The organism is Microcystis sp. M109S1 (assembly GCF_020247025.1).
GTDB lineage: Bacteria > Cyanobacteriota > Cyanobacteriia > Cyanobacteriales > Microcystaceae > Microcystis.
In genome coordinates, this window is the sequence record NZ_JADBRW010000329.1 from 1 (window position 1) to 5,458 (window position 5,458).

The 5,458-nt window shown below is 44.2% G+C and carries 5 protein-coding genes and 1 pseudogene; 4 read left to right on the plus strand and 2 right to left on the minus strand.

Annotation, left to right across the window (positions count from 1 at the left end; genetic code table 11):
- A pseudogene (locus tag IM322_RS16710) lies at nt 1–228 on the plus strand (IS200/IS605 family transposase); the annotation flags it as partial.
- A gap of 92 nt (nt 229–320) precedes the next feature.
- On the opposite strand, the gene petD reads toward IM322_RS16710, so the two are convergent.
- A complete protein-coding gene (gene petD / locus IM322_RS16715) occupies nt 321–803 on the minus strand; it encodes a cytochrome b6-f complex subunit IV (protein ID WP_286827283.1) in 483 nt (160 codons plus the stop codon).
- Nucleotides 804–854: 51 nt separating this feature from the next.
- A complete protein-coding gene (gene petB / locus IM322_RS16720) occupies nt 855–1,523 on the minus strand; it encodes a cytochrome b6 (protein WP_002798126.1) in 669 nt (222 codons plus the stop codon).
- 238 nt (nt 1,524–1,761) lie between these two features.
- On the opposite strand from petB, the gene IM322_RS16725 reads away from it, so the two are divergent.
- The 3 genes from IM322_RS16725 to IM322_RS16735 all read left to right on the plus strand — a co-directional run bounded on the left by IM322_RS16725 (nt 1,762) and on the right by IM322_RS16735 (nt 5,134).
- Nucleotides 1,762–3,198, plus strand: a complete 1,437-nt coding sequence (locus IM322_RS16725) for a circularly permuted type 2 ATP-grasp protein (protein WP_286827284.1) — start codon at nt 1,762–1,764, stop codon at nt 3,196–3,198.
- Nucleotides 3,199–3,266: 68 nt separating this feature from the next.
- Complete coding sequence (locus tag IM322_RS16730; protein ID WP_287676305.1) at nt 3,267–4,268, plus strand: alpha-E domain-containing protein; 1,002 nt, start codon at nt 3,267–3,269, stop codon at nt 4,266–4,268.
- The gene (locus tag IM322_RS16735) at nt 4,268–5,134 is read left to right on the plus strand and encodes a transglutaminase family protein (protein WP_287676306.1); all 867 of its coding nucleotides are present in this window, start codon (nt 4,268–4,270) and stop codon (nt 5,132–5,134) included. The genes IM322_RS16730 and IM322_RS16735 overlap by 1 nt, the downstream gene beginning before the upstream one ends.
- Nucleotides 5,135–5,458: the final 324 nt, after the last annotated feature.

Below are 5,458 nucleotides of genomic sequence, written 5' to 3' on the forward strand. Positions count from 1 at the left end.
ATGACAAACCTGACATCGCTTTATCCAAATTAATCGCTAACCTTAAAACAGTTAGTAGTCCCATTAATTAGAAAGGAATTTCCGGATTTGGCGGCAAAGTATTTCTACAATAAACCTTATTTTTGGACGGGAGCTTATTTCGTGGCTAGTTGTGGCGGTGTTACCATCGAACAACTAAAAAAATACGTCGAGAACCAAAACTCCCCGAAAGTGGAATCGCGACCTTGAGATAGAAGAAATCAAAATTAAAATTGCCCACGATCGCTCTTCCAAAGTCAGGAATCACAAGCGTGGGCAACAAACCGGTGGTGTTCAGTAACTTAGAACAAACCGAGAGTTAAAGATATATCGATGGGGAAAGTGGCACCAATACCTAACCAGATCGTGACCACAGTACCAAATAGGAAGATAGCGGTAGCGACGGGACGACGGAAGGGATTTTGGAATTTATTGACGCTTTCAATAAAGGGAACTAACATCAAGCCTAGGGGAACGCCGGCCATGCAAGCGATACCTAAGAGTTTGTTAGGAAGAATACGGAGAATTTGGAAAACGGGATAAAGATACCACTCTGGCAGAATTTCTAGGGGAGTAGCGAAAGGATCGGCAGGTTCACCGATCATGGTGGGATCCATAATCGCTAAACCGGTGCAGAGTCCGATCGTACCAAAGATAACCACCGGGAAGATATAGAGCAGATCGTTAGGCCAAGCGGGTTCACCGTAGTAGTTGTGACCCATCCCTTTAGCCAACTTAGCGCGCAGAGCGGGATCGCTGAGATCGGGCTTTTTTAATGTGGACATGGATAATGTCTCCTAAAAATGATTTCGGATCGACAGAGATACTTTTCTGAATTATAGAGGCCCAGAAATGCCTTGTTTACGGATCATCAAGAAATGTAGCAACATGAAGACCGCGATCGACCAGGGCAGGACAAAGGTATGTAAGCTGTAGAAACGGGTTAAAGTTGCTTGACCGACGCTTTCGCTACCGCGCATCAGGGTGACGAGTTGATCGCCGACGACGGGAATAGCAGCAGGTACACCAGAAACGATTTTAACCGCCCAGTAACCCACCTGATCCCAGGGTAAGGAGTAACCGGTGACACCGAAGGTAACGGTGATCACGGCCAGGACAACCCCAGTAACCCAGGTTAATTCGCGAGGTTTTTTGAAGCCACCGGTCAGATAGACGCGGAAAACGTGCAGGATCATCATTAAGACCATCATACTGGCAGACCAGCGATGGATAGAACGAATTAACCAACCAAAGTTGACTTCGTTCATGATGTACTGTACTGAGGAGAGGGCCTCTGCTACAGTGGGTTTGTAGTAGAAGGTCATGGCGAAACCAGTGGCAAACTGGATCACGAAGCACACAAGGGTGATACCACCCAGACAGTAGAAGATATTAACGTGGGGGGGAACGTATTTGGTGCTGATATCATCAGCGATCCCTTGAATTTCTAAGCGTTCCTGAAACCATTGATAGGCTTTGGAATCCGTTACTTGTTTGGTAAACATTGCGTAACCAGTAAGAAAAATGAAAGATTTAAGATGTGACCTTTAAAAAATGTAACACAGTTTTCAGGGCTAATTCTCGCTCTTGTCAGGTTTCTCCACCAGTGGGGATCGAGGGGCGATCGCCAGCCCCGAAAAACGGCTAACTTCCTAAAATTTCCCTTAAAATGTCTCCTAGACTACAAAAAATCGGTACAATTGTCCGACACTGGGAATAGGTAAGGTATGTAATGAGGTCAGTGTGCTATTAAATACCTACGATCCCGAAGGCTTCTACGACGAACTATTCTTAGATGATGGTCAACCTCGTCCCCACGCGTCCCCTTTAATCAAATGGTTGCAGAATCTGCCCCCCCGAGAACTTCAACAACACCGGGAAACCGCTCAGTCGGCCCTGTTTGAATTGGGGGTGACTTTCAATGTCTATAGCGACAATCAAGGGGTGGAAAAAATCTTTCCTTTTGATATTATTCCCCGAATTGTCTCGGCTGAGGACTGGGATTATTTAGAAAGAGGCCTGAAACAACGCATCAAAGCTCTCAATCTTTTTCTCTCCGATATCTACAATGACCAGTTAATCATTAAAGATGGCATTATTCCCCCCGAATTAATCGCCTCGGCAACGGGATTTCTGAAACCCTGTGTGGGACTGAAACCCGCCGGAGGTATCTGGTGTCACATCACGGGAACCGATTTAGTCCGCGATAAGGATGGTCAATGGTACGTTTTAGAGGATAATTTGCGGGTTCCTTCCGGTATTTCTTATGTCCTCGAAAATCGTCGGGTAATGAAAAGCACCTTCCCCGATATTTTCCAGACAATGAATGTTAAACCGGTGGATGATTATCCTTCCCATCTGTTGGAAACTCTCCTTAATTTAGCACCGCCCCAATTGCCTAATCCCACCGTGGTGGTTTTAACCCCCGGAACCTATAATTCTGCCTACTTTGAACATTCTTTTATCGCCCAACAAATGGGGGTAGAATTAGTGGAAGGGCGTGATTTAGTCGTCTTTGATGGTTATCTACAAATGAAAACCACCAAGGGATTAAGACGGGTAGATGTGGTATATCGTCGCCTCGATGATGACTTTTTAGATCCGGCGGTTTTTCGTCCCGATTCGATGTTAGGTGTACCCGGATTATTAAAAGTTTTCCAGGAAGGTCGCGTCGCTTTAGCTAATGCCCCGGGTACGGGAGTCGCCGATGATAAGGTTATTTATGCTTTTGTCCCCGATATGATTCGTTATTATCTGCGAGAAGAAGCGATTTTAAATAACGTTCCTACCTATCTTTGTTGGCGAGAAAAGGACTTAGATTATGTTTTAAATAATCTCGATAAATTAGTTGTGAAAGCCGCTAATGAGTCGGGAGGTTATGGGATGTTAGTCGGTTCTCAAGCTACCCCCGAACAAAGGGCAGAATTTGCCCCACGCATTGCCGCTAATCCCCGCAATTATATCGCTCAACCAGTGTTAAGTCTTTCTAGGGTTCCCACTTTAATTGACACGGAAATTGAAGGTCGTCATGTGGATTTACGTCCCTATATTCTCCATCGTGGCGATGAAATTTATGTGCATCCCGGGGGGTTAACTCGCGTGGCTTTGAAAAAGGGTTCTTTAGTGGTTAATTCTTCTCAAGGTGGTGGCAGTAAAGATACTTGGGTTTTAACCAAGTAATCAGGACAATAATCAAAATTTTGCTGGGTTACTAACCCACCCTACCCTTTCCTTTTTCCCAGTTAATTATGCTTAGTAGAGTTGCCGATTCAATTTATTGGTTAAATCGCTATATTGAACGGGCAGAAAATGTCGCCCGGTTTATGGATGTTAACCTTAATTTAATGTTAGATGTACCTACCAGTGTTTTGCAACAGTGGGAACCTTTGGTTTTAACCACGGGAGATTTAGAACAATTCAAGAAACGTTACGGCACAGCCACCGCAGAAAATGTGATCAATTTCTTGACATTTGACACGGAATATAGTAGTTCAATTATCTCTTGTTTGCGCTGGGCGCGAGAAAATGCTCGGTCAGTTCGCGAGATTATTTCTTCGGAAATGTGGGAACAGGTTAATGGTTTTTTCTTGATGGTAAAAGATGCTTCCTCTTACCATCCTCAAACTACTTTACCGAACTTTTTTACCCAAGTTAAATTGGCTAGTCACCGTTTTGCGGGGGTGATGGATGCAACGATGACTCATAATGAAGGTTGGCATTTTGGCGTTATGGGAAGATTACAGGAACGCGCCGATAAAACCGCCAGAATTCTTGATGTTAAATACTATTATCTCTTGCCTTCCGCTCAATGGGTAGGAACTTCTCTAGACCAAATTCAATGGATTGCTTTACTGCGGTCGGTGAGTGCCTACGAAATGTATCGTAAATGTCAACGACGGATTACTCCTAGTGACGTGGCCGAATTTTTAATTCTTAATCGAGAATTTCCTCGTTCAATTCACTTTTGTCTGCGGGAATTAGACCACTGTTTGCATCAAGTTACTGGTACTCCTATAGGAACTTGGGGGAATTCGGTAGAAAGAAGTTTAGGGCGACTTGGTGCGGAAATGAGTTATCTAACTATCGAGGATATTATTGAAATGGGATTACATGAATTCCTCGACCATATTCAAAAAAGAGTTAATGATGTGGGAATAAAAATGACAGAAACTTTCTTCGTTTTTAATCCTGAACTTGCCTCACCTCTGCCAGTAAATAACTTTCAATATCAATCCCAATTAACAACTTAATGCGTTATCACATTCGGCATCAAACTAACTATTTCTATAATCAACCCGTGATTTTATCGCCCCATCTGCTGCGCTTGCGACCAAAATCCGATGGTGGGCAAACTTTACGAGAGTTCACGCTCAAAATTAACCCGGAACCTTTAACGATAACTAATATTATCGACCTCGATGGTAATTCTTGTTTACAAATTTGGTTTAATCAACCGACGGAAGAATTATTAATTGATATGGTGAGTGAAGTGGAAACCCATGGAGTTAATCCTTTTCAGTATTTGTTGGAACCTTGGGCGACCTGTTTACCCTTTGATTATCCCATTTCTCTCCACAGTCAATTACAACCCTACAGACAATTTTATGGGTTAGCTAATGACCCTGATGTGGCAGCATTAGCCCAAGAAGTTATGCGGGAAACCGAGGGACAGGTGCTATCTTTCCTGTTTAATCTTAATGACAAAATTTACCGAAATTGTCAGCAAATTATTCGTCTTACCGGGGAACCCTATCTACCCGGAAACACTTGGAAAAATAAGCAGGGTTCCTGTCGCGATTTTGTGGTTTTATTTATGGATGTGTGTCGCTGTGTGGGATTGGCTTCCCGTTTTGTCAGTGGCTATCAAGAAGGAGATTTAGACCAAGGAGAAAGACATTTACACGCTTGGGTGGAGGTGTATTTGCCGGGGGGCGGCTGGAAAGGTTATGATCCTACCCATGGATTAGCGGTGAGTGACCGTCATATTAGCCTCGTTTCTAGTCCAATTCCCCGTTATTGCGCCCCGGTAGAGGGAAATGCTCGACCGGTTAATCTCGGTCATCAAGTGATAGAATCTCAGCTATCATCGACAATTGCCATCGATTTGTTATCTTGAGGGTGATTGTTTATGGGTCAAGGATTTGGCACAGCAACAAGGCGAAAAGTTTTGGGAGCGGGGCATAAATCCCCGTTACAAAAACGGCCGACCGCCTCCTGCCTTCGTTAAGAAGCCGCCGCCCTCGCCTTCTTGGGAATCTTGGCGAAACTACAGCTATCTTACCCAAAAGAAAGTCTGCCGCCATCGTTCAGGGGGTTGACGAATTGACATCCTCGCCGCCCTAAAAGTGCGGCGATTCCTAAACCTCACGATTTAAGTTTCTGCTTCCACCACCGTCGCATACCACAGTTAAAAAACCATGTACTGTCTTACACAGAGTCC

What these genes read in the sequence shown, in the direction of transcription:
- petB (WP_002798126.1), bottom strand. Translation starts at nt 1,523, where the DNA reads ATGTTTACCAAACAAGTAACGGATTCCAAAGCCTATCAATGGTTTCAG.
- petD (WP_286827283.1), bottom strand. Translation starts at nt 803, where the DNA reads ATGTCCACATTAAAAAAGCCCGATCTCAGCGATCCCGCTCTGCGCGCT.
- IM322_RS16735 (WP_287676306.1), top strand. Translation starts at nt 4,268, where the DNA reads ATGCGTTATCACATTCGGCATCAAACTAACTATTTCTATAATCAACCC.
- IM322_RS16730 (WP_287676305.1), top strand. Translation starts at nt 3,267, where the DNA reads ATGCTTAGTAGAGTTGCCGATTCAATTTATTGGTTAAATCGCTATATT.